Here is a 24,932-nt window from a genome sequence, read left to right as displayed (position 1 = left end):
GAGGGGTAGTCATGTCAGCTCGTCGCCATCGCCTAGTGGGTGCCGTCGGTGCCGTTGGGGCAGTCCTGGCGCTGGGCGTGCCCGCTCCGGCCGCTCAGGCTGACTGGGACGACCTGTTCCAGCCCATCGTCGACGCGATCAGTTGGGTCGACCCGGGCATCGCCGCCGACACCGACCCAGGTTCTGCGCTGGCTTCGTTGGACACCCTGTTCAACGGCTGGTACCAGGACCTCATCTACACCCCGCTCCACAGCATCGCGCCGTGGGCATTCGGTGACAGTCAGCCCGGCAGTGCCGCCGCGTACGGCCCGGACAGCACCAATCTTCCCGACCACTTCACCGTGCCGATGAATGTCAATCTCAACACCCAACCGGTGATCAATGTCTCGGTGGGCGGCGGCGGGCAGACCGAGGTGCTGGTCGACACCGGTGCGGCCGGGTTGGTCATGCCGATCTGGAACATCAACCCGTTCGGCATCACCGGCCTGCCCACCGGTTTCAATATTGGCCAATTCGGCGGCGCATTGAACTACTTCTATCTGGAGTTGCCCACCACGGTGACCTTTACCGCCGCGAACGGCGACACGGTCACCGCAGACACCACGGTGGATGCGGTGCTGTTCGCGTTCCCGGCGAACTTCAACCACATCCTCGACGGCTGGTCCATTGAGAGCTACCTGGCCGGCTCCGCTACCGGGATCTTGGGCATCGGACCCAATGCGCTCGGACCCACTCCCGACCACATTCCGACCCGGGATCTCCCGGGCGATCTCGGTAACGGCGTGCTGATCGACCAGGCCCACAGGCAGCTGATCTTCGGGGACAACCCGTACCACGGCGGCACCGTGATTCCCGGGGCGCCGTGGTCGGACTTGAAGGTGCAGCTCAATGACGGGCCGCTGACGAATGTCCGCGGGGTGATCGACTCCGGCGGGGTGTACGGCACCATGCCGTCGTCGGCGCTCGGGGGCGTGACACCGACCTCCGACGGACACCTGCCCGAAGGAACGACCATCTCGGTCTACGCCAAGGACGGGACGACGCTGCTGTACACCTACACCGTGGGTTCGCAGCCGGGTGAGGTGCGCAGCCCGACGGTGGTCGGCGGAAAAAGCATGAACACCGGCAACTGGCTGTTTGGCCACCAGCCGGTCTACATCGACTATTCGGTGGCCGGTGGGCGGACCATCATCGGTGGCACCCCCATCGAACCGTGATGAGGTAAGGGCCTAGAAAGACCGAACGCTCGGGCGATTCTCTGCCCTTTCTTGGGCAAATCCACTACTGCTCTATGGCATTGCGTTGGTTACCTAACCAATACTGTTACGACTCGGCGGGGGTCCGTGGCGTGATTCAGTGGAGGTTGCGGTTATGACGGCTCGTCAACGCACGATCGGTGCCACAGTGGTGACCGGGGCGTTTCTCGCGCTGGGAACTCCCACGCCGGCGGCTCGGGCTGACTTTGACGATCTGTTCCAGCCGATCATCGACGTGCTCAGCATGGTCGATCCCGGCATCGCCGCGGACGCCGACCCGGGTTCGGCCCTAGCCACGCTGGACACCCTGTTTGACGGCTGGTACCAGAATCTGCTCTCGACCCCGATCAATGACCTCGATCAGTGGATCTTCGGTGGGGCCGCCGACGCGAGCGTGGCCGGCAGTGCTGCCGCGTCCAGCTCGGACACCACCATCCCGGACACTTTCACCGTTCCGCTGCAGGTCAACAGTGGCACCGAGCCGGTGGTGAACGTCTCGGTGGGTGGCGGCCCAGAGTCATCGGTGCTTGTCGACACCGGCTCGGCTGGCCTGGTCATGCCGATCTGGGACATCAACCCCTTCGGGATCACCGGCCTGCCCACCAGCATCAACATCGGTCAGTTCGGCAATTCGGTGGACTACGTCTATGCGGAACTGCCCACCACGGTCACGTTCACCGACGCCGCCGGGAACACCATCACCAGCGGCACGACCGATGTCGATGCCGTGTTGTTCTCGTTCCCGGTCAGCCTCAGCCACCTGTTCGACGGGTGGAGCATCGGCTCTTACCTCGGCGATAACGCCGACGGCGTCCTGGGCATCGGGGCGAACGCGGTCGGGCCGACGCCTGACAGCATCCCGACCACCGCGCTGCCGGGTGCTCTCGGTGACGGCGTACTGATCGATCAGAAGGACGGCACCCTGACGTTCGGCGCGGACCCGCTGCACGGTGGAGTCACGGTCGACGGCTCGCCGAACTCCACGCTGTACGTGTCGTTCGATGGCGGCAAAACGGCCACCGAGGTGAGCTCAGTGATGGATTCCGGTGGCGTCTACGGGACGATCCCGGTGAGCCTGACGAACGGCAGCGCGGGAGACGCTCTGGCCCCCGGCCAGCAGGTCAGCGTGTACTCGGGCGACCCCACCAACGGCGGTACGCTGCTGTACGACTACACGGTCAATTCGAACTCGTCCGACAGCCCAATAATCGTGTCCGGCAGCTCGATGAACACTGGCAACTGGCTGTTCGCCCAGAACCAGGTGTACGTCTCGACGGCCGGGGACGGGTCCATGCACATCGTTCCGAACAACGTCGTAACGCCGTAGCCGCGCGGTGATGCAGGGTTGTGACCTGAGGACGTTCGTCGATCCCGCCCGAGAACAGATACGCTAGGCGCAATGGTCCCGCTTTGGTTCACGCTGTCCGCGCTGTGTTTCGTCGGCGCGGCGGTATTGCTGTACGTGGACATCGACCAGCGGCGCGGTCGTAGCCGGCGGCGTAAATCCTGGGCCCGCTCGCACGGCTTCGACTTCGAACTGGAATCCGCCGACATCTTGCACCGCTGGAAACGCGGCGTGATGTCGACGGTGGGCGAGGCGCCGGTGCGCAACGTCGTGCTCGGCCAGATCCGCGGCGAGGCCGTCTACGTCTTTGATCTGGACGAAGTGGCGACGGTGATCGCCCTGCACCGCAAGGTCAGCACCAACGTCGTCGTCGATGTGCGGCTCAAGGGGCTCAAGGAGCCGCGGGAGAACGACATCTGGCTGCTCGGGGCGATCGGCCCGCGGATGGTGTACTCCACCAACCTCGATGCGGCACGTCGAGCCTGCGACCGGCGGATGGTCACGTTCGCCCACACCGCCCCGGACTGCGCTGAGATCATGTGGAACGAGGCGAACTGGACCCTGGTGAGCATGCCCATCACCAGCACCCGCGCCCAGTGGGACGAGGGCCTGCGCAGCGTCCGGCAATTCAACGACCTGCTGCGGGTGCTGCCGCCGACGCCGCGGCGCCAGCCTGCCGAAGCCGCGGCCGCCGCAACGGGCCGCCGCAACGGGCAACCCAGCCGTCCGCTGGGCTCCTCGGGAGCCGCCGAGAAGTCGGACGAGAGTGAGCCCGAGCAGCTTCCGGCGGCGCCGCGAGCGGCCGCGCGGGCACCGGGCAACGCCCCGGCGGCTGCCGAACCGCTGCCACGCCGCCGGACGAGTCGGGAGAGTTCCTCGGACGTGCTGCACGCTCCCGGCGGTCGTAACGGTCGGCAGACCGCCCACTAGCAGCGCCGACATCCTCGTTAGGCTGTCGGTCATGTCTCGCCCCGTTGCCGTGGTCACTGGACCCACCTCCGGGTTGGGCGCCGGCTATGCCCGCCGCTACGCCGCCGATGGCTATGACCTGGTCCTGGTCTCCCGCGACGTCGAGCGCTTGGAGGCGCTGGCAACCGAACTGCGGGGCAGCCACGGTGGTGCCGTCGAAGTGCTGCCCGCAGACCTGGCCGACGCCGCCGGCCGCGCCAAAGTTGCCGAACGCCTGCGCGCCGGGGTGCGGGTGCTGGTCAACAACGCCGGGTTCGGCACCTCCGGTGAGTTCTGGACCGCCGACCCCGCCCTGCTGCAGTCGCAGCTGGACGTCAACGTCACCGCGGTGATGCAGCTGACCCGCGCCGCGCTGCCCGCGATGGTCGAGGCGGGCGCCGGCACCGTCATCAACATCGCCAGCGTCGCCGGGCTGTTGTCCGGGCGTGGTTCGACTTACTCGGCATCCAAGGCCTGGGTGGTGTCGTTCACCGAAGGACTGGCCGGCGGGCTGCACGGCACTGGCGTCGGCATCCACGTGGTCTGCCCGGGATACGTACACACCGAGTTCCACGAGCGGGCCGGGATCGACATGGCCACGTTGCCGTCCTTTATGTGGATGGAGGTCGACGACGTGGTCGCGGCCAGCCTGGCCGACATCGCCCGCGGCGAGGTAGTCAGCGTCCCGGGCCTGCAATACAAGGCCTTGACCACCGTCAGCAGGCTGATTCCGCGCGGGCTGTCGCGCACGCTGACCAACACATTCGGGAGGGGCCGTGGCCGCACTTAACAACGACGAACGCGATGAGCTCGCCACGCTGGTGCGCCGGCTGTCAGTGGTGCACGGCCGCGTGACGCTGTCCTCCGGGGCCGAGGCCGACTACTACGTCGACCTTCGCCGTTCCACCCTGCACCATCGCGCCGCCGCCCTGATCGGGCGGTTGGTCCGCCAACTCACCGATGATTGGGACTACGCCGCTGTGGGCGGCCTGACGCTGGGCGCCGACCCGGTGGCGACCGCCGTCATGCACGCCCCGGGCCGCCCGATCGATGCATTCGTGGTGCGCAAGTCGGTGAAAGCTCATGGCATGCAACGCCTTATCGAAGGGTTCGACGTAGCCGGCCAACCGGTGCTGGTGGTGGAGGACACCAGCACCACCGGCGGGTCGGCGCTGACCGCGGTGCGGGCCGTGCGTGAAGCGGGTGGGCAGGTGGTCGGAGTGGCCACCGTGGTCGACCGTGCCACCGGCGCGGCCGAGGCCATCGAGGCCGAGGGCGTACCGTACCGCAGCGTGCTCGGCCTGGCCGAGCTGGGCCTGAACTGAACTCCCCGAGGACGGTTGTGCGGACTCTGATCTCGCTGATATCAGCGGTGGCCGTCGCCGGCGCCGCGGCCTGCTCGGGTCCCGGCGCGGCCGGCCCCTACGGTGCCCAGGACGCCCGGATCGGTTCGGCTCTCACCGTTTTGGGCTGGCAGATGACCCTGTCCAACCTGCGGTGGGAAGTCGATTACGCCCTGATTGACGTCAAGGCCCAGGTCGCCGACGCCCCGAACGCCCCAGCTCCGCACGCCGCCGCCGGCGACCTGCGGTTCGGGGTGTACGGGACCCCCGCGCACCCGATCGAGGCCACCGGACTGGGCAGCTGCAAGGCGTTGGGGGAACTGGTGCCGACGCCGCTGTCGGCCAAGGAACCCGACCGGTTGAACGGGACCGTCTGCTTGGGTCCGATCAAGGAGCGCAGCGCGGTGCGCGGGATGTATGTCTACTCGCCCGCCGACCGGATCAAAGACACCACGGTGGCCTACGCCGCGGCGTTCCCGGTGGGACTGGCGCCGGTCAATCCGGGCGAAACCGGCCTGCAGCTCACCACCCAGGGCGTGGCGGCCTACCGGGCCGACGGAGTGCCGCTGGCCCCGGCCGCTCTCGGAGACCCAAAAGCGTTCACCGGCACCGGCTATATGGTGCTCAACCTGACGGTCGACGCGGTCGCCACGCAGTACCGCGACGACGCGAAAGCCCGGGGCGGACCGCTGATGTTGATCGCCGGACCGTCGACTCCGATGCCCGGGTTGGGTACGGACTGTGTCGCGGCCGGGTCCTCGGTGTTGATCCTGCCGGAGGCGTCGCTGAACTCGGTGCACGTGCCGACCTCGCTGTGTACGCACGGGGAGATCAACGCCGCGCTGCTATACCCCTCGGTGTCGGTGGTGGGCACGCACGCCGCCGTGTGGACCAGCTCGTGACTGACTCGTCGGACCATCCCGATTCATGCGGCGGTTTCAGCTTCGACTCTCCTCCGTCGAGCCTCGCTGAACCGCCGGATTCATGCGGCGGTCCCAGCTTCGACTCTCCTCCGTCGAGCCTCGCTGAACCGCCGGGCCCCACCGAGTGGTTCTCGCCGGCCAACGGCGTCGGACCCTGGCAGGGACCACTGCCCGGCGACTCCCGCTACGACCCGGAGTTGCTGCGCGAGGGCGACCGTCGCAACGTCGTGGACGCCTACCGCTACTGGACCCGCGAGGCGATCGTCGCCGACATCGACCGCCGGCGACACCGGCTGCACATCGCGATCGAGAACTTCGGGCACGACGCCAACATCGGCTCGGTGGTGCGCACCGCCAACGCGTTCGCCGTGCACACCGTGCACATCGTTGGCCGGCGCCGGTGGAATCGGCGCGGCGCCATGGTCACCGACCGCTACCAGCGACTGCTGCATCACGAAACTGCCGCTGATCTCTTGGATTTCGCCGCCCAGCAGGGACTCACCGTCGTCGCGGTGGACAACGTCGCCGGGGCGGTGCGTCTGGAGCAGACCGCGCTGCCCGTCGACTGCCTGCTGGTGTTCGGCAGCGAAGGCCTCGGTATCAGCGACCACGCCCGCACCGGCGCGGACCTGACGGTGTCGATCGCCCAGTTCGGTTCAACCCGCAGCATCAATGTCGGGGTGGCCGCCGGGATCGTGATGCACGCCTGGATCGCCAAACACGGCGACCTCAGCCGCGCCTGGTGAAGCGAGCCGGGCGCCGCAGCCCTGGCCGCTCTACCCAGCTGCCCTTCTGACCTCTCGGTTTATGCGGCAAGATCTAGGGCCATGGATCTCCTCTGGGCGAATCGGGCCGAGAGCGCCGAAGCTGCCGTCACGGCGAGACACCTCAAGTCGCTCTGGCACCTGCCCGGCACCCAGCTCGGGGTAGTGGCCTGGCCACCGATTCGGCGCGCCCCGCACTGGCACTACTGGTGGCAGGCGCACCTGCTGGATTGTCTGGTCGACGCGCAGTTGCGTGACCCGCAACCCGCACGGGCGACGGCAATCAAGCGGCAGATCCGCACCCATCGGCTGCGCAACGTGTTCCGCTGGACCAACGCCTACTACGACGACATGGCCTGGCTGGCGTTGGCGATTCAGCGGGCCTGCCTGGTCACCGGTATCGACCGGCACCGAGCCCTGGGCACCTTGACCCAGCAGCTGACCGACTCATGGATGCCCGAAGCTGGGGGCGGCATTCCATGGCGGAAAGAGCGCAACAACGCCGAGCCCCCGTTCTTCAACGCCCCCGCCAACGGGCCGGCCGGGATCTTTCTGGCCCGCGAACCCGGGTGGCTCGAGCGTGCTCAGGAGATGGGCGACTGGATCGACGCCACCCTGATCGACCCGGACACCGACCTGGTGTTCGACGGCATCAGGGAGGGCTCGCTGGTGCGCGCCGAGTACACCTACTGCCAGGGCGTGGTGCTCGGGCTGGAGACCGAGTTGGCCGTGCGCACCGGAGCGCCGCGGCACGCCGCTCGGGTGCACCGACTGGTGGCCGCGGTGAACAAGCGGATGGCCCCGGGCGGGGTGATCAAGGGCGCCGGCGGCGGCGACGGCGGGCTGTTCGCCGGGATCACCGCCCGCTACCTGGCGCTGGTCGCCACCGCGTTGCCGGGGGAGTCCGACGCCGACGTCGAAGCGCGCGACGTCGCCGGCAAGCTGGTGCTGTCGTCGGCGAAATCGGCGTGGGATTATCGGCAATCGGTCGACGGGCTGCCGTTGTTCGGGGCGTCCTGGGACCAGCCCGCCGAGGTGCCCCGGGCCGAAGGCGCGGTGGCCACTTCCATCGCCGGTGCGGTGCGTGAGTCCGAAATCCCCGAACGGGACCTGTCGGTGCAGTTGGGCGGCTGGATGCTGATGGAGGCCGCTGCCAGCCTCCGTTGATTCCGCGCTGACCAGGCGCCTTACTCGATGTTTTGCCTGGTGAGCGCCGAGTCAGCGTCTACTGGGGGAGTGCGGCGGCTGCGGTAGGCCTTCGCCGCGGCGAGGAATGCCGGAATCATCGACACGAACAGGATCACCAGGATGATCTTTTCCAGGTTCTCGTGCACGAACGGCACGTTGCCCAGGAAGTAGCCCAACGTCGTCACCCCGCCGCCCCACAGGACGCCGCCGACGATGTCGAACGCCAGGTACACCGGGTAGCGCATGTAAGACACACCCGCCACCACCGGCACGAACGTCCGGACGAACGGCGCGAACCGGGCCAGGATGATCGCCCACGGCCCGTACTTCTCGAAGAAGGCGTGCGATTCGGTGACGTAGTGCTTCTTGAAGAAACGGGAGTCTTCCTTTTTGAACAGTGCCGGCCCGATCCGTCGGCCGATGAAGTAGCCGCACTGGTCGCCCAGCACCGCCACCACCGCCACCGCCGGCGCCAGCACCCAGATGTCGGGGGCCAGGCCCTTGGCGGCCAGCAGACCGCCGGTGAACAGTAGCGATTCACCCGGTAGCAGGGGGAACAGCAAACCGGTCTCGATGAAGACCACCACCAGGATGGCCGGCAGTACCGCGCCGTGGAAGATGCCCCCGGCACCCAGCCAGTACATCGGGTCCAGCAGGCCCGGCATCGCGACGGCGGTGGTGGTCATGACGCACCAACATACCGGGGGCCACCGGTGAAACCGCCCCTGCGATACTCGATGGCAGTTTCGGTCAGCTCAGAGGAGAGATTTCCCATGCCCATCGCCACCCCCGAGATCTACGCCGAGATGCTGGGCCGCGCCAAGGAGAACGCGTACGCGTTCCCGGCGATCAACTGCACGTCGTCGGAGACCATCAACGCGGCGATCAAGGGCTTCGCGGACGCGGGCAGTGACGGCATCATCCAGTTCTCCACCGGCGGCGCCGAATTCGGCTCCGGCCTGGGCGTCAAGGACATGGTGACCGGTGCGGTGGCGCTGGCCGAGTTCACCCACGTGATCGCCGCCAAGTACCCGATCAACGTGGCTCTGCACACCGACCACTGCCCGAAGGACAAGCTGGACGGGTTCGTGCGGCCGCTGCTGGCCATCTCGGCTGAGCGGGTCAAGGCCGGCGAGAATCCGCTGTTCCAGTCGCACATGTGGGATGGCTCGGCGGTGCCGATCGACGAGAACTTGACCATCGCCCAGGACCTGTTGGCCCAGGCGGTGGCCGCCAAGATCATCCTCGAGGTCGAGATCGGCGTGGTCGGCGGTGAAGAGGACGGCGTGGAAGCCGAGATCAACGAGAAGCTTTACACCTCGCCGGAAGACTTCGAGAAGACCGTCGCCGCCCTGGGCGCCGGGGAGAAGGGCCAGTACCTGCTGGCCGCGACCTTCGGCAACGTGCACGGCGTCTACAAGCCGGGCAACGTCAAGCTGCGCCCGGACATCTTGGCGCAGGGCCAGCAGGTGGCGTCGGCCAAGCTGGGTCTGGCGCAGGGTTCCAAGCCGTTCGACTTCGTCTTCCATGGCGGCTCGGGTTCGCTGAAGTCCGAGATCGAAGAGGCGCTGCGCTACGGCGTGGTGAAGATGAACGTCGACACCGACACCCAATACGCGTTCACCCGCCCGATCGCCGGGCACATGTTCACCAACTACGACGGTGTGCTCAAGGTTGACGGCGAGGTCGGCAACAAGAAGGTCTACGACCCGCGCAGCTACCTCAAGAAGGCCGAGGCCGCCATGACCGAGCGGGTCATCGAGGCCTGCAATGACCTGCACAGCGCCGGCAAGAGCCTGAGCTGAGGCGCGGTCCTAATGCCGAGTAGACACTAAAGCCCCCAATTTCCGAGGAAAAAGGGGACTTTAGTGTCTGCTCGCGGGGAGAATTAGCTGCCGTGTGACTGGCAGATCTTCCACTGGTCGTCGCGGAACTGCAGGTCGAAGCTGCGGGTTGAGCGCACCCGCGGCTCGTAGGCCATAAAAGCGGTGACGTTGGCTTCGGCCTGACCGTCGTTGACGACGACCTCGTCGATGCTGGCGACCACCGGGTACTGCTTGGCCGCCGCAATCCGGCGATAGGTGTCGTCCCAGGCCTTTTGGTCGTAGTTGACGTAGCGATCGCGGATGTCGCCGCAGGTAAGACTGCGCAATGCGGCCAGATCACCGTTCTGCATGGCGATGTCGAAGTTCTGGATCGTGGCGCGCACGTGCTCTTCCTGCGAGGCGGCCTGCCGAGTGTCACGGGTCAGCCACAGCGTGCCCAGCACCGCGATCACCGCGAGCGCCAGAATGATCAGGATCACCGCCATCACCCAGCCCCAGCTGCGGGAGACGGTAGATGGCAGTCTGCCGCCGACCCGAGCCGGGATCTGTTGCGGTATCGCCTTTCCCGCGTCATCGCTCTGTGGGGCGATCAGTTCGGTGTCCGCATCTCCCACCGACGGAATGACCTCGGTGTGCCCGGCGTCGAATCCGGGAGCGGTAAAGCGACGTTCCGGCGATCCGTCGGCGCCGGGCTCCTTGGGCTTGGCCTCGGTGGTGATCACCTCGGTGACGGCATCGGCTTCTGTCGGCGTCTCCAGGGCGGCGGTCTCATCGTCCGCCGAGGCGACGGGTTGGATCTGGGTGACCTGATCGTCGCCGTCGGGCTGCTCCACCGGGGTGGCATCGCCGGTCCCGGGACCCTGATCGGATGCGGTCGGGGCGGGGACGTCGTCGCGGTCGGGGCCGGATGGTTTCGGCATGGGCTGCTGCTGTCCTCCCGCTAGCGAATCTGCTGGGCGCCAGCTTACTGAGCGAGGCGGCGGATCGCTGGAGTGGCTGGCCATGGACGGCACGGCACAATGGACGATGTGACTCTCACCGGTGATCTCCTCAGGCCTGATCCGATCTTGCTGCCCGGCGACCCCGACGCCGAGGCCGGCCTGCGGGCCAACCAGGACCCCACGATCGTCGCGGCCGCGCATCCGGCGGCCTCGGTGGCGTGGGCGGTGCTGGCCGAAGCGGCATTGGCAGCGGACAAGGCGGTCACCGCCTACGCCTACGCGCGCACCGGTTACCACCGGGGCCTGGACCAGCTGCGCCGCAACGGGTGGAAGGGCTACGGCCCGGTGCCGTACGCGCATGAACCCAACCGGGGCTTCTTGCGGTGTGTGGCCGCGCTGGCGCGCGCTGCCGCCACCATCGGGGAGACCGACGAGCAGGCGCGCTGCCTGGCTCTGCTCGACGACTGCGACCCCGGCGCCCGCTCTGCGCTGGGGCTGAGCTGACCATCGGCATGCCCTCGGGCGTCATCAACTGATCGGGCAGCCGGCGCCCTGCCCGGGCGACTCCACCTGCACGGTGGCGTGGGTCAACCCACGGGCGGCCAGCACGGCCCGCGCGTCGGCCAGCACGCGGCCGGTGTCGGCGCTGGTGCCCAGGTGGGCGGTGGCCATGTCCTGGCCGGGAACCAGCGTCCAGACGTGCAGGTCATGCACGTCGGTCACGCCGTCGACAGCGGCCAGCGCCGCGCGGAGTTCGGCGACGTCGATGTGGCTGGGGGAGGCCTCCGACAGGATTCGCAGTGCGGCCCCGGCGAGCGCGAAGGCGCGCGGCAGCACCCACAGCGCGACGAAGACCGCGACCACGATGTCGGCGTAGGGCCACCCGGTGGTGATGGTGACCACACCGGCAATCAGCACCCCCACGCTGCCGACGGTGTCGGCGATGACCTCCATGTACGCGCCACGGACCGCGAGGCTCTCGGCCGAGTGCGATCGCAACAGCATGGCGACGCCGATGTTGACGGTCAGTCCAGCGAGGGCGACCACGATCATCGGCACACCGGGCACGTCGGGCGCAGTGCCGATGCGGCGGATCGCCTCGGTGAGGATGAACGTTGCCACCCCGATCAACAGCACCGCGTTGGCGACCGCGGTGAACACCTCGGCGCGATGCCAACCGTAGGTGCGCGACGGTGACGTGCTGCCGCGCCGGGCCAGCATCACCGCAGCCACCCCCATGAACAGGGCCGCCAGATCGGTCAGCAGATGGCCGGCGTCGGCCAGCAGTGCCATCGAGTTGATGGTGATGGCGGTGGTCAGTTCGATGACGAAGAACGCGCTCAGGATGGCGGCGCTGACAACCATTCGAGACAGTCGGGAGTCGGTGTGACGGTGATTGTGACCGGCGCCCATGGGAGGTGAATATAGGCGGACTGCTCCGATGTCGGGCGTGAAGTCGGGTTCACGCCCGGCGCGGCACTCAGAACCAGGCGCTCCAGAACTGCGTCAGGCTCAAACCCCACGACACCAGCACACGTGGCACATCGAACAGGTCGAAGAACCACAACACCAGCGAGAAGAACTTCTGGTTCAGCATCGGTGACGCAAGCAGCAGCATCAGCAGCACCAGCAGGCCCCACTGCTGAAACGGCGCCACGGCGCGGCGGGTCGCCGGACTCAGATGCGGCTCCAGCGCGCCGTAGCCGTCTAGCCCCGGTATCGGCAGCAGGTTCAGCACCACCGCGGTCAACTCCAGGAAGCCCAGGAACGCCACCCCGGACCAGAACACCGGGTGGGCGGGGTCGTAGAGCAGCAGCACGGCCAGCACCAGGTTGGCGGCCGGGCCCGCCAGGCTGACCAGGGTGCGCCGTCGCGGCGTCATGAACGATGTCTGCACATAGACCGCCCCGCCCGGCAACCCGATGCCGCCCAGCACGATGAACAGCATCGGCAGCACCAGTGACAGACCCGGATGGGTGTAGCGCAGCGGGTTGAGGGTCAGATAGCCGCGCATCTCCGCTCCGTGGTCACCGAACCGCCAGGCGGTGTAGGCGTGGCCGAACTCGTGCAGGCACAGCGAGACCAGCCAGCCGGCGATGACGAACACGAACACCCCGGCGTAGGCGAGCGCCCGGATCTCTTCGCCCGCCCGCCACGCCAGTGCACCGCCCAGGGCAGTCACCGCCACCAGTGCCAGGAAGACCGGGCTAGGCCGTACCGCCTGCCCGCGCAGCGGATGCACGTTCACGCAGTAGAAGCTAGCGGACCAGCAGCCAGTCCTCGATGTGCCGGTAAAAGGTGGACCGCTTCACCGTTCGGCTGCTGTAGATACCGTCGCGCACCACCAGCGCGCCGGTGGTGCCCAGCTGGGCCGCGCGGCCCGCCACCCAGCGTCGTACCCGGCCGCGCCGGTCCGGGACACCGGCACGCACTCCCGGTGCGGTGCCCATCGGCTCGATCAGCACCGCGGTCACATTCCCGTCGAACAGGGCGTCGTCGTCGACGGCGTCTTTCAGGCCGATCATCGCGTAGATGTGGCCGGCGAACGCCGAGGCGACCGGGTTCTCCTTGTTGGAGTGCCAGACCAGTGGCACCGGGTGGGCGGCGCCCCGCCGGGCCCGCCGCGCTGCCCGCCATCCGGCCGGCAGCCGATAGGCCGCGGTGGCTGGTGTTCGTCGTTGCGGCACGTACGCGACCTCGACATCGAGCCGGTCGGCGCGCAGCAGTCGGGTCACTATTCGCGCCAGGTCCACGTCGGCGCCAACGACCACCAGCCGGCGGTACCGAGCGACAGCGGCGTCCAAAGCGTTCAAGTCATCGGTGCTCGTATCCTCGCCGACCCGCACTGTTGGCAGCCCCCGCAAGGGGCCCGGCAGCGGACGTCCGGCAAACAGCAAGACGGCGGTTTCGGGCGGCATCTTCAGGCGCCCCGTGCCGTTAGTGGCGTTCAACACGCTCCTTGTGAATCTCTTCAGATAGGCTCAGTCACCGGCTGGACCACAGTAAGCCAAGACAGTTAGCGAGAATTCCATGCCGGCAATCGTCGTCATCGGCGCCCAGTGGGGCGACGAGGGCAAAGGTAAAGCGACCGACCTACTCGGTGAACGAGTGCAATGGGTGGTGCGCTACCAGGGCGGCAACAATGCCGGCCACACGGTGGTCCTACCCACCGGGGAGAACTTCGCGCTGCACCTGATCCCGTCCGGGGTCTTGACGCCGCACGTCACCAACGTCATCGGCAACGGTGTGGTGGTCGATCCGGGGGTGCTGCTCGAGGAGCTGGCGGGCCTGGAGCGCCGGGACGTGGACACTTCGCGGCTGCTGATCTCCGCCGATGCGCATCTGCTGATGCCCTATCACGTGGCCATCGACAAGGTGACCGAGCGCTACATGGGCAGCAAGAAGATCGGCACCACCGGCCGCGGCATCGGGCCCTGCTACCAGGACAAGATCGCCCGGATCGGGATCCGGGTCGCCGACGTGCTCGACCACGAGTCGCTGGCCCAGAAGATCGAGGCCGCCCTGGAGTTCAAGAATCAGGTGCTGGTCAAGATCTACAACCGTAAGGCGCTGGAGCCCCAGCAGGTTCTCGAAGATCTGCTGGAGCAGGCCGAGGGCTTCAAGCACCGCATCGCCGACACCGGCCTGCTGCTGGGTGCCGCGCTGGACCGCGGTGAGAACGTGCTGCTGGAAGGCTCACAGGGCACCCTGCTCGACGTCGACCACGGCACCTACCCCTACGTGACGTCGAGCAACCCGACCGCGGGCGGCGCGGCGGTGGGCTCCGGTGTCGGCCCGACCCGCATCACCACGGTGCTGGGCATCCTGAAGGCCTACACCACCCGGGTGGGTTCCGGGCCGTTCCCCACCGAACTGTTCGACGCCAACGGCGAATACCTGTCCAAGACCGGCGGCGAGGTCGGCGTGACCACCGGGCGCCGGCGGCGATGCGGCTGGTTCGACGCGGTGATCGCGCGCTACGCCACCCGGGTCAACGGCATCACCGACTACTTCCTGACCAAGCTCGACGTGCTCTCCAGCCTTCAGACTGTGCCGGTCTGCGTCGGCTACACGGTTGACGGCAAACGCACCGACGAGCTGCCTATGACTCAGGAAGAGTTCGGTCGTGCCGAGCCGGTCTACGAGGAACTGCCGGGCTGGTGGGAGGACATCTCAGGCGCCCGCACTTTCGAGGAACTGCCCGCCAACGCCCGCGACTACGTGTCGCGGCTCGAGGAGATCGCCGGCGCGCAGGTCTCGTGCATCGGGGTCGGTCCCGGGCGGGAGCAGACCATCGTGCGCCGTGACGTCGTGCGGGCTCAGGCATGAGTGAGCAGACGCCGGAGGCTGTCGATCCCGACTACGCCAGCCACGGGGGATTCCCGGACTATGCGGTCATCGACCCGAGCCCGGGCTTCGCGCGGTTCGTCAGCACCATGCGGCGCCTGCAGGACCTGGCGGTCTCGACCGACCCCGACGACGCCACCTGGGACGACGCCGCCGACCGCGTCGAAGCTCTGGTGGGGCTGCTGGAGAAGTTCCCGGCGCCCGCCGGCGTCGCCCCGGCTGGGCGTGCCCCGTCGATGCCGGGCATGGGCAGCCTGCTGCTCCCGCCGTGGCGGATCTCCAAGTTCGAGGCCGACGGCGTCTCGATGACGGGATCGTTCAGCCGCTTTCATGTGGGCGGCAACTCCGCGGTGCACGGTGGCGTCCTGCCGCTGCTGTTCGACTGGATGTTCGGGATGGTGGTGCACGCCGCGAACCGCCCGATCAGCCGCACGGCATTCCTGCACGTCGACTACCGCAAGGTCACCCCGATCGACACCCCGCTGTTGGTGCATGGCCGGATCGAGCGGGCCGAGGGGCGTAAGGCGTTCATCGGGGCCGAACTCACCGACACCGATGGCACTGTGCTGGCCGAGGCGCAGGGGCTGATGGTGCGACTGCTGCCGGGGCAGCCCTAACCGCCGGCGCGGCGCGGACCACGCAGCGTCATCGCCGCGAACAGGGCCAGAAACGAGGCGGCCGGCACGGTGTTGGCGATGCTGTCGCGGACCCGGACGTGCGCGCCGACCGCGAGAACGAAGTACAGCGTCAACGCCGCGGTGGTCAGCCTGGCCAGCCCCGGGAACCGGTATACCGACAACAGGCCGATTGCCGAGGCGGCCTTGACGATCGGCAGCACCGGGCGGATCTGCTCCGGACACTCCACGGTGTCAAGGGCTTTGGAGATGTAGGGCACTGGGATGGCGCACAGCACCGCGTCGGCGGCCTGGAAAGCGGCCAGTCCCGTGTAGGTCTTCGATGATGTCAGCGCACTCATAGCGCCAACTGTATTCGGATGCGCAAGGGCCGCCACCTAATCCAGGTTCAGCGTCGCCTCTTCCAGATCCAGCCGGTGCAAAACCGTGCGCAGCACCTGGTCGTCGATATGGCCCAAGTCGCGTTCGTGGATCAGCGCCGCCCGCTCGGCGGCCAGCATCTCCAGCCGGAGCCGGCGAAACACCGCTGTGGCGGTCTCGTCGCTGTCGTCGTGCTCGGGGTCGAAGCGCCGCAGCCGTTCTCGGGCCGCGTTGCGGCGGCGGGTATTCAAGCCGCGGAGTGCTTCGGCGGCGCGCTCACTGGCCGGCGATGGTTCCGTCGAGGCAAGCACGTCGTCGAGCCGTTCGGCGGCCGCCAGGGCCGCCTTGTCCTGCGCGGCGGCCGCGGCGATGGCATCGGCGTGGTCCTGATTAGTGGGAACGCCGAGCCGGCGGATCACCCAGGGCAGCGTCAGCCCGTGCAGCAGCAGGGTGCCCACCACCACCACGAAGGTCAAGAACACCAGCTGCGGACGTCCCGGGAACGGTTCCCCGGACAGCGTCGTGCGCGGTACACCGAACGCGGCCGCCAGTGACACCACGCCGCGCATGCCCGCCCAGGCCAGCACGAACACCTGTCCCGGGGTCGGTGCGGCTTCGGATTGCCGGAGCTTGTGCGACAGCATTCGGGGCGCGTAGGCGAACGTCACCACCCACACCGCCCGCACCGCCAGCAGCGTTCCGAACACGGCCAGCGACGCGACGGTCAGGGTGGAGACACGCACGCCATGCAGGTTCTGCACCACCGCGGGCAGTTGCAGTCCGATCAGCAGAAACGCCAGCGACTCGAGCACCAGTTGCACCGCGCGCCAGACGGCCTGGTCCTGCAGCCGGGTGGCGTAGTGGGCGCGGGTGAAGCGTTGCCCCAGGATCAACGCCGCAACCACCACGGCGAGCACCCCGGAGCCGTGGATCTCTTCAGCCGCCAGGTAGATGACGAACGGGGCCAGCAGCCCGACCGCGCTTTCCACCACCGGATCGGTCAGCCGGGCCCGGATGACCACGATGACGGCGCCGAACGCCACCCCGACTGCCACGCCGCCCACGGCGGCCAACGCGAAGGTCAACAGACCCATACCCCAGCCGGTGGCCACACCGATCGCCGCGGCCAGCGACACCTTGTAGATGGTCAGCGCGGTCGCGTCGTTGAGCAGGCTCTCGCCGCCCAGCAGGGTCATGATCGGACGCGGCAACCCGACGCGGCGCCCTACGGCGGTCGCCGACACCGCATCCGGCGGCGCCACGATCGCGCCCAGCGTCAGCGCCGCGGCCAGGGTCAGCTCCGGCACGGTAGAGTACGCGACTACCCCGACGGCGACGGTGGTGGCCAGCGGTAGTCCGACGGCCAACAGGATGATGGGGCGCCTGTTGCGGCGCAGGCTGATCATGGAGCTTTCCAAACCGGCCGACCACAGCAATGGCGGCAGGATCACGAACAGCACCAGCTCGGGCCGCAGGACGATCTCCGGCACGGCCGGAATCAGTCCGACCAGCAGGCCGGTGATCACCAGGACCAGCGGCGCAGACCACCTGCGATGCCGCGCGATGGCCGCGACCAGCACCGCGGCCACCAGGGGGCCCAACAGTGCGGCGTTCACCGTCGCTGCACCTCCCTCCGCTTTCACACCTATCCTGGAGCAGGATGCAACATTGCCGTGGCGCGGGGAGGGTGGGGCGGTGAACGGCGAGGCGGGTGAGTTTGCGGCCGACCGGTTGTCCGCCGACGGTCCCAGCCGTACCCGGGTTGCGTTGCTCGGGTCCGCTGATCTGAGCCGCGAGCTGGTGACGGCGCTGCAGCGGCTGGGCGCCGAGGTGATCGCCGTCGACCGCTACGCCGACGCCGCGTTGCACGGCATTGTTGATCGCTCGGTGGTGGTCGACCTCAGCGACAACGACGAACTGGCGGCGGTCATCAGGTGGCTGCAGCCGAAATTCGTGGTGATTGCCTCCGAGGTGGTGGCAACCGACGCATTGACCGTCGCCGCCGACACCGGATTCACCCACCTGGTGCCCGGCATCCGCGGGGCCCGATTGGCCGCAGACCCCGAGGGCATGCGGCGGCTGGCCTCCGAGGAACTGGGACTGCCCACCGCGCCGTTCTGGTTTGCCGGCTCGGTAGCCGAACTGCGCGAAGTGGCCGAGCGGGCCGGCTACCCGATGTCGGTCAAACCGGTGGGCGGTTCGCTCGGCGAGGGCCGGTCGGTGATGGTCCGCGACAGTGACATCGAGCCGGCCTGGCGGCGCGCGGTGGCGGCCAGCGCGTCGGAGACACCGCCGCGGGTGCTGGCCGAGACCGTGGTGGAGTTCGACAGCGAGGTCACCCTGCTGGCCGTCCACCGTGACGGCCCGGACGGGCCGGCGCTGGACTTCTGCGCACCGATTGGCCACCACAGTGTCGAGGAGCCGAATGGGCAACTGACGGTGGAGTTCTGGCAACCGCACCCGATGAGCGCCGTGGCGCTGGACGCGGCCAAGTCGATCGCCGCGCGGGTCGCTCGCGCCCTCGGTGGACGCGGCCTGTTCGGGGTGGAGCTGCTGGTATTCGGCGATGAGGTGTATTTCGCCGGGGTCAATGTGCGACCGTATGACGCCACGCTGCTGACGCTGCGAACCCAGCGGCTCTCGGGCTTCGAGCTGCAGGCGCGCGGGATCCTCGGGCTGGCGACCGACGCCATCATGGTCTCGCCCGGCGCCGCCCGGCTGATCTACTCGCGCCGTCGCGCCGGTTCCGCGGTCGAGAGCACGCCGGACAGCGTGGCGATGGTCGCCGATGCGCTCAGCGTGACTGAAAGTGATGTGGTGGTGTTCTCCCACCACGAGGGGCACCCCCGCCGGCGGCTGGGCTTGGCGCTGGCCACCGGGCCAGACGTCGCGGTCGCCCGCGACCGTGCGGCGCAGGTGGCGACCGTTCTGGGCAAGCTCTGGCCGTGACCCCCCATGGCGTGACTCGGCTGGGGGTGCGAGACTTCGGCAGGTGAGCTACGCAGGAGACATCACACCCGAGCAGGCCTGGGCGATACTGCGCGACGACTCGGCGGCGACACTCATCGACGTGCGCACCGACGCCGAATGGCGCTTCGTCGGACTGCCCGATATCTCCGGTCTGGGCCGCGACGTGGTCTGCATCGAGTGGGTTCATTCCGACGGAACGCCCAACCTGGACTTCTCCCGTGAACTGGCGGCACGCGTCGCCGGCGGGCCCGCGATCTTCCTGTGCCGCTCGGGGAACCGCTCCATCGGGGCCGCCGAAGCCGGTACCGCGCTGGGTTTGACCCCGTCCTACAACGTGTTGGACGGCTTCGAGGGCAATCTCGACGAGCACGCCCACCGGGGTGGCACCGGCTGGCGGGCCGTCGGTCTGCCCTGGACCCAGTCATGAGCGAGTCCGTCCGTATCCCGAAGCCGCTGCCCGACGGTGTCAGTGCGGCCACCCTCGGGGTGCGCGGCGGCCTGCTGCGCACCCAGTTCGAGGAGACCGCCGAGGCACTGTTCCTGACTTCCGGGTACGTCTACGACTCCGCGGCCGCTGCGGAGCAGGCGTTCACCGGCGAGGTCGACCGGTTCGTCTACTCGCGGTACGGCAACCCGACGGTGTCGATGTTCGAGGAGAGACTGCGCCTGATCGAAGGGGCGCCGGCGGCGTTCGCCACTGCCAGCGGCATGGCGGCGGTGTTCGTGGCACTGGGCGCGCTGTTGAAGGCCGGTGACCGCCTGGTGGCCGCGCGCAGTCTGTTCGGATCCTGCTTCGTGATCTGCAACGAGATCCTGCCCCGCTGGGGTGTGGAAACCGTATTCGTCGACGGCGAGGACCTGACGCAGTGGGAGCACGCGCTGTCGGTGCCGACCAACGCGGTGTTCTTCGAGACCCCGTCTAACCCGATGCAGTCGCTGGTGGACATCGCCGCGGTCACCGATCTGGCCCATGCAGCGGGGGCAAAAGTGGTGCTGGACAACGTGTTCGCGACCCCGCTGCTACAGCGGGGTCTACCGCTCGGGGTGGACATAGTGGTGTATTCGGGCACCAAGCACCTTGACGGGCAGGGGCGGGTTCTGGGCGGGGCGATCCTGGGCGATAAGGAGTACATCGACGGCCCGGTGCAGACCCTGATGCGGCACACCGGGCCCGCACTGAGCGCCTTCAACGCGTGGATTTTGCTGAAAGGCCTTGAAACGCTCGCGATTCGGGTTGACTACGCAAATTCTTCGGCGTTGAAGATCGCGGAGTTCCTGGAGCAGCATCCGGCGGTGAGCTGGGTTCGCTACCCTTTCCTGGCGTCGCACCCGCAATACGATCTGGCGCGCAAACAGATGTCCGGCGGTGGCACTGTCATCACCTTCGAACTCGACGGACCCCAAAGTGGTGCCAAGCAGCGGGCATTCGAGCTGCTGGACAAGCTGAATCTGATCGACATCTCCAACAACCTGGGGGATGCGAAGTCGTTGATCACCCACCCGGCGACCACCACCCACCGGGCGATGGGGCCGGAAGGGCGCGCCGCGATCGGGCTCGGCGACGGGGTGGTGCGGATCTCCGTCGGGCTGGAAAGCGTTGACGACCTGATCGCCGATCTGGATCAGGCGCTGGGATAGGCAAACGACTCGATCTAGCCGCGAGATACCACTCACGCCGGAAAAGTTCGAGTAGCGGCCTGCGTGGTGGGGATCTCGCGACGACGTCAGGGCGCCGGCGGCGGGGGCTGGCCCGGCGGTGGAGGCGCATCGGGGGGAATCGCCCCTTCGCAGCCGCCCGGCGGCGGCGGGGCGGGAAAGACATTGTTGCCGCTGTCGCCCACGCAGTCGTAGTTCCACGTCGGCCCCACCCAGCCGTTGCCGCCCATCCACTGATGCCAGTAGGACCCGTCGGGGTATTTCTCGCCGTCACACACCCGCAGGCGCCCGAAACCCCATTGCCCACCGGGACACCAATTCTGGGTCAAATCTGGCTTATGCGGGTCAGACCGGTCGGCATGAGCGACGGGTGCGACTGACAGGGCCACGGCTATACAGCCAATTGCAACGCCCACTCGGGCGGATGTCGCCTTCATTGTGCCGCCGCTCCTTAGTCCCCCAATTATATCGTGAGACGATATTATGGAGCAGCGCTGCGGGCGGGCTGTGAGTTATCTGCTGATGGTGCCGCTCAGTCGTTTTCGACGACGCCGGTGGCGTGCTGTGCGCGGTCCTCGTAGGCCTTGCGGGCCGCGGTGTCCAACTGCAGGAACACCGTGTCGTTGCGAGTCTTCTTGTTCATCCAACGGCGAGCCCGATCGGGCAGCAGGGTGGCCAGGATCGCGGTGCGACGCCCGAAACCGGGCACCGACACCAGAGTCTTGGGCTTGTCGAGCAGCTTGACTACAGCGGCGGCGATGTCTTCCGGTTCCACCGGCTTCTGTGCCGCCGACGGCGTTGTGCCCGAGATCAATTCGGTGTTGGTGAAGGTCGGCAGCACACCGGAGATCGTGACGCCCTGCGGCGCGAACTCATCGGACATCGCGGTGGTCAGGCCGACGACGGCGAATTTCGTTCCGGCGTACAGCACTTGGCCCGGCACCGCGACGATCCCGGCCATCGAGGCGATATTGATGATGTGGCCGCAGCGTCGCTTGACCATCTCGGGCAGCACCAGCTGGCAGCCGTTGAGCACGCCATAGAAGTTGACCTCGGTCGCCGAGTGAATGGTCTCCGGCGTCTGCTCGAGGAACGGCCCGACCGGCATGACGCCGGCATTGTTGATCAGCACGTCGATGTGGCCGTCACCGTCGGTGCGGGCCTTATCCAGGAAAGTCGAGAACGATTCGCGGTCGGTGACGTCCAGCGGGTGGCCGGTGGCCTGGCCGCCCGAACTCAGCTGCTTCACCGCCTTGTCCAGGATCGCGACGTCACGGTCGCCGATGACGACTCGAGCGCCACGCGCCAGCAGGGCGGTGGCAGTAGCCAGCCCGATACCGCGGGCGGCGCCGGTGATGGCAATGGTCTTACCGCGAATGTTGTCCACGCCGACGAACTTAACAGGTGTCAAATTCGGTGTCGACGGTATGGGACGGCCGCGGTCAGGCCCAGCGGGCCAGGAGCTCGCCGGCGCACTTGCCCAAAGCGGCCTGCAGCAGGGATCCGAAGCTGATCCGCGCAATGCCGAGTGGACCGAACGAGGCCGGGTCGTCCTGATCGGGTGCGGCCAGTGCATTGACCGGCTTGGGCAGCGCGGCGGCCAGGACGCGCAGGGTCTCAGCGTCGTGGCGACCCACCGGGTAGAGCACGTCGGCTCCCGCGTCCGCGCAGGCGGCCAGCCGGGCGATGGCGCGGTCGATACGGTCGGCATCGTCGCCGTCCTTGCGTAGGAACAGGTCGGTGCGGGCGTTGATCACCAGGTGCGTGCCCGCGGCGTCGGCGGCTTCACGCAGTGCGGCCACGTACGCGGCGTGCTCGGATACCGACCGCAGCCGGTTGTCCTCGCTGTGCACCGAGTCCTCGATGTTGCAACCGATCACACCGGCATCCAGCAGGCCTTCGACCAGGTGGGCAGGCGACTCGGCGTAGCCGGACTCGATGTCGAGCGACACCGGTACGTCGACGGCGGCGGTGATCTGACGTGCCCGGTCCAGGACCTCGGCGAACCGCATACCCTCGCCGTCGGTCTTGCCCATTGACTCAGCGACCGGCTTGCTGCCGATGGTCAACGCGGCGAATCCGGCGCCGACAGCCAGCTTGGCCGACCACGCGTCCCACACGGTTGGCAGGATCACCGGATTGCCCGGCTGGTGCAGCCCCAGGAATGCTGCCGCTCGCTGCGCAAGAACCTCGTGACTGGTCATGGAGGCAACTCTTCCACGGCTGCAATCCGCCGACCGAGGGGCGGTGCGCGTGGGGGTGAACTCAGCTTGAGCCGTCGACCGACCGCCCAAGGTAGGCCATCAGCACGGTGGTGGGCGACGAACCCTCCGGTGCGTGTTGGGCCGGACCGAACGCCCCGGGCCGCCGCAGCATATCCTCCGGCAGCGGTTCAACTAGTTCGCGGCAGAACGCCAGCAGAGGCTTGGGTAACTCGACCTGCTGACCCAGCGAGCGATGCACATCCCAGCTGTGCAGGGCCAAGTCTGCGACCGGGAAGGCTAGCGCCTGTTGCAGTGGGACCTCGCCCATCGGCGATGTGCGCATCGCGTCCGGGTCGAGATCGGGCAGGACGTCGTGAAGCTGCACGGCCAAGGAGCGAAGCCGTTCGCCCGGGTTAACGCAGACCCAGTCGGCCGGCCGGGACGGGACACCCCCAGCATCCCTGTTCTCGATGAGCGCCACGATCTTGGCGGTGCTGCCGGTAGCGTGCCCGACCAGATCGCGCAAACTCCAGTCCTCGAGATTGGAAGGCTGGTCCCAGTGGCTCGCAGGGATGTGATCGACCGCGTCGATGAGCAGGTCGAGCGCTGCGGTGGCTAGCAAGCCGATCTGGTGGGTTGCGTCCTCCATCGGCCCATCGTAAAGGCGGTACCACCATGTCACTGGCAGACGGAGTGTGCCGGTGGAACCCGGCCTCGACAATCAGGGATGCGGGCGTCGACGAACGCCCGGGGACACCGGGTACTTGCGTATGTAGCCGTAGCCGCCAGCGGTGTGCGGTACGGAACTGTAGTTGTTCAGCATCCTTATGGGCAGGTAGGACGGTGCTCGGTAGGAGATATCGGACCAACTCCGAATTGGAGCTCAGCGTTAGCGGAAGGCGCCGAGGCCGGTGAACGCCTGGCCGAGCACCAACTGATGCATTTCGGGGGTGCCCTCGTAGGTCAGCACCGACTCCAGGTTCACCATATGCCGAATTACCGGGTATTCCAGCGATATCCCGTTGCCGCCCAAGATGGTTCGTGCGGTGCGGCAGATCTCCAGCGCGCTGCGGGTGTTGTTGAGCTTGCCGAAGCTGACCTGTTCGGGGCGTAGCCCGGCGCTGTCTTTGAGCCGGCCCAGGTGCAGGGACAGCAACTGTCCCTTGTGCAGTTCGAGGGCCATGTCGACGAGCTTGGCCTGGGTGAGCTGAAAACCGGCGATCGGCTTGCCGAACTGAGTGCGCGCCATGGCGTAGTCGCGGGCGGCCTGCCAGGCCGAGCGGGCCGCACCCATTGCGCCCCAGACGATTCCGTAACGCGCCTCGGACAGGCTGGCCAATGCGCCCTTGACGCCGCGGGCCTTCGGCAGCATAGCCTCGGCCGGCAGACGCACGTCGTCGATCACCAGTTCACTGGTGATCGAGGCGCGCAGCGACAGCTTGTGGTGGATGGTGTTGGCGGTAAATCCGGGGGTGTTGGTGGGCACGATGAAACCGCGGACGCCGTCGTCGGTGGCCGCCCACACCACCGCTACGTCGGCGATGGAGCCGTTGGTGATCCACATCTTTCGGCCATTAAGAACCCAATCGGATCCGTCACGCTTGGCCCGGGTGGTCATGGCGGCCGGATCGGAGCCGACGTCGGGCTCGGTCAGCCCGAAGCAGCCGATGAGTTCACCGGTGGCCATGCCAGGCAGCCACTGCTGCTTCTGCTCTTCGGAACCGTTGTTGTAGATCGAGTACATGGCCAGCGAGCCCTGCACTGACACCAGGGAACGCAGGCCGGAGTCGGCAGCCTCCAACTCCACACAGGCCAATCCGTAATGCACCGCCGATGCCCCGCCGCAGCCGTAACCGTCCAGGTGCATGCCCAGCAGCCCGAGCTTGCCGAATTCTCGGGCCAGTTCGCGGGCCGGCAGGTCGCCGATCTCGAACCATTCGGCGATATGCGGCATGACGTGTTCGGCGCAGAACTTCGCGACGGTGTCGCGCAGCGCGATTTCGTCGTCGGAGAGCAGGGTGTCCAGGCTCAGCGGGTCGAGCGGATCGAAGGGCGCGGTGCTGCTGGTTGCCATTCGTTCATCCTGCCACCCAGTCGGCGGCTTGGATCAGGTCAGCTTCCGCTGTCGGAACTGGCGCTGGGTGTCCCGGGCGCACCCGGGGTGCCGTCGGCGCTGCCGTTGCCTCCGGTCCCGCCGGCCTGACCGGCCTCACCGTCCGCACCGCC

Annotated in this window: 27 protein-coding genes; 15 read left to right on the top strand and 12 right to left on the bottom strand. The window is 67.8% G+C overall.

All coding sequences use genetic code 11. The features are described 5' to 3' along the window. Nucleotides 1-11 precede the first annotated feature (11 nt). From BN4346_RS26750 to BN4346_RS26715, 8 genes are all read left to right on the top strand, one after another. On the top strand, nt 12-1,217 hold the full coding sequence (locus tag BN4346_RS26750) for a PecA family PE domain-processing aspartic protease (RefSeq protein WP_067968248.1): 1,206 nt from the start codon (nt 12-14) through the stop codon (nt 1,215-1,217). Between the two features lie 154 nt (nt 1,218-1,371). Beyond that, nucleotides 1,372-2,583, top strand: a complete 1,212-nt coding sequence (locus BN4346_RS26745) for a PecA family PE domain-processing aspartic protease (protein ID WP_067968245.1) — start codon at nt 1,372-1,374, stop codon at nt 2,581-2,583. Nucleotides 2,584-2,655: 72 nt separating this feature from the next. Further along, nucleotides 2,656-3,531, top strand: a complete 876-nt coding sequence (ttfA, locus tag BN4346_RS26740) for a trehalose monomycolate transport factor TtfA (RefSeq protein WP_067968242.1) — start codon at nt 2,656-2,658, stop codon at nt 3,529-3,531. 31 nt (nt 3,532-3,562) lie between these two features. Then, nucleotides 3,563-4,339, top strand: coding sequence for an SDR family NAD(P)-dependent oxidoreductase (locus BN4346_RS26735; RefSeq protein ID WP_067968239.1), 777 nt, complete (start codon nt 3,563-3,565; stop codon nt 4,337-4,339). Continuing rightward, a complete protein-coding gene (gene pyrE, locus BN4346_RS26730; RefSeq protein ID WP_067968237.1) occupies nt 4,326-4,874 on the top strand; it encodes an orotate phosphoribosyltransferase in 549 nt (182 codons plus the stop codon). Before BN4346_RS26735 ends, pyrE begins: the two co-directional genes overlap by 14 nt. Nucleotides 4,875-4,891: 17 nt before the next feature. Continuing rightward, nucleotides 4,892-5,794, top strand: coding sequence for a hypothetical protein (locus tag BN4346_RS26725; RefSeq protein ID WP_067968233.1), 903 nt, complete (start codon nt 4,892-4,894; stop codon nt 5,792-5,794). After that, complete coding sequence (locus tag BN4346_RS26720; protein ID WP_078058449.1) at nt 5,791-6,561, top strand: TrmH family RNA methyltransferase; 771 nt, start codon at nt 5,791-5,793, stop codon at nt 6,559-6,561. Before BN4346_RS26725 ends, BN4346_RS26720 begins: the two co-directional genes overlap by 4 nt. An 81-nt stretch (nt 6,562-6,642) precedes the next feature. Then, nucleotides 6,643-7,746, top strand: coding sequence for a glycoside hydrolase family 76 protein (locus tag BN4346_RS26715; RefSeq protein WP_067968230.1), 1,104 nt, complete (start codon nt 6,643-6,645; stop codon nt 7,744-7,746). A gap of 20 nt (nt 7,747-7,766) precedes the next feature. Here the strand turns inward: BN4346_RS26715 and BN4346_RS26710 are convergent, their stop codons facing one another. Further along, on the bottom strand, nt 7,767-8,453 hold the full coding sequence (locus BN4346_RS26710) for a DedA family protein (protein ID WP_067968228.1): 687 nt from the start codon (nt 8,451-8,453) through the stop codon (nt 7,767-7,769). A gap of 87 nt (nt 8,454-8,540) precedes the next feature. Between BN4346_RS26710 and fbaA the strand changes: the two genes are divergently transcribed. Beyond that, the gene (gene fbaA / locus BN4346_RS26705) at nt 8,541-9,572 is read left to right on the top strand and encodes a class II fructose-bisphosphate aldolase (protein WP_067968225.1); all 1,032 of its coding nucleotides are present in this window, start codon (nt 8,541-8,543) and stop codon (nt 9,570-9,572) included. 83 nt (nt 9,573-9,655) lie between these two features. Here fbaA and BN4346_RS26700 read toward each other — a convergent pair whose 3' ends face one another. Then, a complete protein-coding gene (locus tag BN4346_RS26700) occupies nt 9,656-10,513 on the bottom strand; it encodes an Rv0361 family membrane protein (protein ID WP_078058444.1) in 858 nt (285 codons plus the stop codon). A gap of 108 nt (nt 10,514-10,621) precedes the next feature. Here BN4346_RS26700 and BN4346_RS26695 point away from each other — a divergent pair, with 108 nt between their 5' ends. Continuing rightward, a complete protein-coding gene (locus BN4346_RS26695) occupies nt 10,622-11,038 on the top strand; it encodes a DUF3151 domain-containing protein (RefSeq protein ID WP_208863213.1) in 417 nt (138 codons plus the stop codon). A 24-nt stretch (nt 11,039-11,062) separates the two neighbouring features. Here BN4346_RS26695 and BN4346_RS26690 read toward each other — a convergent pair whose 3' ends face one another. The 3 genes from BN4346_RS26690 to BN4346_RS26680 form a co-directional block, all read right to left on the bottom strand. Further along, the gene (locus BN4346_RS26690) at nt 11,063-11,947 is read right to left on the bottom strand and encodes a cation diffusion facilitator family transporter (RefSeq protein ID WP_067968218.1); all 885 of its coding nucleotides are present in this window, start codon (nt 11,945-11,947) and stop codon (nt 11,063-11,065) included. A 67-nt stretch (nt 11,948-12,014) separates the two neighbouring features. Further along, the gene (locus BN4346_RS26685; protein ID WP_067968215.1) at nt 12,015-12,782 is read right to left on the bottom strand and encodes a site-2 protease family protein; all 768 of its coding nucleotides are present in this window, start codon (nt 12,780-12,782) and stop codon (nt 12,015-12,017) included. Between the two features lie 10 nt (nt 12,783-12,792). After that, the gene (locus tag BN4346_RS26680) at nt 12,793-13,452 is read right to left on the bottom strand and encodes a peptidase M50 (protein ID WP_067968461.1); all 660 of its coding nucleotides are present in this window, start codon (nt 13,450-13,452) and stop codon (nt 12,793-12,795) included. Between the two features lie 112 nt (nt 13,453-13,564). On the opposite strand from BN4346_RS26680, the gene BN4346_RS26675 reads away from it, so the two are divergent. Together BN4346_RS26675 and BN4346_RS26670 are read left to right on the top strand one after the other, a co-directional pair. Then, nucleotides 13,565-14,863, top strand: coding sequence for an adenylosuccinate synthase (locus tag BN4346_RS26675; protein WP_067968212.1), 1,299 nt, complete (start codon nt 13,565-13,567; stop codon nt 14,861-14,863). Then, entirely contained in the window at nt 14,860-15,498 is a 639-nt protein-coding gene (locus tag BN4346_RS26670; protein WP_067968209.1) for a PaaI family thioesterase, read from the top strand. Before BN4346_RS26675 ends, BN4346_RS26670 begins: the two co-directional genes overlap by 4 nt. Here the strand turns inward: BN4346_RS26670 and BN4346_RS26665 are convergent. Both BN4346_RS26665 and BN4346_RS26660 read right to left on the bottom strand, forming a co-directional pair. Continuing rightward, entirely contained in the window at nt 15,495-15,857 is a 363-nt protein-coding gene (locus BN4346_RS26665) for a DoxX family protein (protein WP_067968207.1), read from the bottom strand. The two genes, BN4346_RS26670 and BN4346_RS26665, sit on opposite strands and share 4 nt — an antisense overlap. Before the next feature lie 36 nt (nt 15,858-15,893). After that, nucleotides 15,894-17,492, bottom strand: coding sequence for a Na+/H+ antiporter (locus tag BN4346_RS26660; RefSeq protein WP_067968204.1), 1,599 nt, complete (start codon nt 17,490-17,492; stop codon nt 15,894-15,896). A 79-nt stretch (nt 17,493-17,571) separates the two neighbouring features. Between BN4346_RS26660 and purT the strand changes: the two genes are divergently transcribed. The 3 genes from purT to BN4346_RS26645 are packed head-to-tail and all read left to right on the top strand — an operon-like array spanning nt 17,572 to nt 20,484. Further along, complete coding sequence (purT, locus tag BN4346_RS26655) at nt 17,572-18,825, top strand: formate-dependent phosphoribosylglycinamide formyltransferase (RefSeq protein WP_067968202.1); 1,254 nt, start codon at nt 17,572-17,574, stop codon at nt 18,823-18,825. Nucleotides 18,826-18,868: 43 nt separating this feature from the next. Then, the gene (locus tag BN4346_RS26650; RefSeq protein WP_067968199.1) at nt 18,869-19,273 is read left to right on the top strand and encodes a rhodanese-like domain-containing protein; all 405 of its coding nucleotides are present in this window, start codon (nt 18,869-18,871) and stop codon (nt 19,271-19,273) included. Beyond that, entirely contained in the window at nt 19,270-20,484 is a 1,215-nt protein-coding gene (locus BN4346_RS26645) for an O-succinylhomoserine sulfhydrylase (protein WP_067968197.1), read from the top strand. Before BN4346_RS26650 ends, BN4346_RS26645 begins: the two co-directional genes overlap by 4 nt. 86 nt (nt 20,485-20,570) lie before the next feature. On the opposite strand, the gene BN4346_RS26640 is transcribed toward BN4346_RS26645, so the two are convergent. The 5 genes from BN4346_RS26640 to BN4346_RS26620 form a co-directional block, all read right to left on the bottom strand. Beyond that, a complete protein-coding gene (locus BN4346_RS26640) occupies nt 20,571-20,831 on the bottom strand; it encodes a hypothetical protein (RefSeq protein WP_235653531.1) in 261 nt (86 codons plus the stop codon). Nucleotides 20,832-21,034: 203 nt separating this feature from the next. Next, complete coding sequence (locus BN4346_RS26635; protein ID WP_067968195.1) at nt 21,035-21,889, bottom strand: SDR family oxidoreductase; 855 nt, start codon at nt 21,887-21,889, stop codon at nt 21,035-21,037. Between the two features lie 55 nt (nt 21,890-21,944). Continuing rightward, the gene (locus BN4346_RS26630) at nt 21,945-22,706 is read right to left on the bottom strand and encodes an isocitrate lyase/PEP mutase family protein (protein WP_067968192.1); all 762 of its coding nucleotides are present in this window, start codon (nt 22,704-22,706) and stop codon (nt 21,945-21,947) included. A 61-nt stretch (nt 22,707-22,767) separates the two neighbouring features. Next, on the bottom strand, nt 22,768-23,355 hold the full coding sequence (locus BN4346_RS26625) for a TIGR03086 family metal-binding protein (protein ID WP_067968189.1): 588 nt from the start codon (nt 23,353-23,355) through the stop codon (nt 22,768-22,770). 240 nt (nt 23,356-23,595) lie between these two features. Then, nucleotides 23,596-24,780: an acyl-CoA dehydrogenase family protein gene (locus BN4346_RS26620; protein WP_067968180.1), complete on the bottom strand. Its 1,185-nt coding sequence runs from the start codon at nt 24,778-24,780 to the stop codon at nt 23,596-23,598. Nucleotides 24,781-24,932 lie beyond the last annotated feature (152 nt).

The organism is Mycolicibacter icosiumassiliensis, assembly GCF_900078685.2.
Lineage (GTDB): Bacteria > Actinomycetota > Actinomycetes > Mycobacteriales > Mycobacteriaceae > Mycobacterium > Mycobacterium icosiumassiliensis.
This window is presented reverse-complemented; position numbering and strand designations above follow the sequence as displayed.